The sequence below is a fragment of the Anaerotignum faecicola genome, assembly GCA_024460105.1.
In the GTDB taxonomy this organism is placed as follows: Bacteria; Bacillota; Clostridia; order Lachnospirales; family Anaerotignaceae; genus JANFXS01.
The window spans coordinates 1-408 of record JANFXS010000458.1; the positions used below are offsets into that span (position 1 = coordinate 1).

Annotated in this window: 1 protein-coding gene; it reads right to left on the reverse strand. The window is 49.3% G+C overall.

Features of this window, described 5'->3' with window-relative positions; translation table 11 throughout:
• Nucleotides 1–89: 89 nt before the first annotated feature.
• Nucleotides 90–408, reverse strand: a 319-nt coding sequence (locus NE664_14860) for a sigma-70 family RNA polymerase sigma factor (GenBank protein MCQ4727916.1), incomplete at its 5' end; no start/stop codon positions are given.

Below are 408 nucleotides of genomic sequence, written 5' to 3' on the forward strand. Positions count from 1 at the left end.
TGCGATATTATTGGCTGAAATGTTAAGCGCCCTCTGGTTCATCAGCACGCCCGAGGCGGCCGTATAAAATCCTGAAAACATATGGTTTCCTATCCTCTCACATATTCTTCCAGACTGCTCTTTAATTTTTTCATTGCTTTTGTGTGAATCTGGCACACTCTTGACTGGCCGATCCCCATAATTTCGGCAATCTCCGAATACTTCAGTTCCTCATAGTAATAGAGTGAAACGACGAGCCGTTCCTTATCTCCCAGCGCTTCCACCGCCTCCGCCAGCGTTCTCTGAAGGTCCCTGTAAAACAGGCTTTCCTCCGGCTTCGTGCCAATGTCCGTGGCTTCCAGTTCGTCTTTTGCAATCACACCTGTCATATCCTGCAGCACTGCCTCAAAGGAGAGAACCGCCGCATGG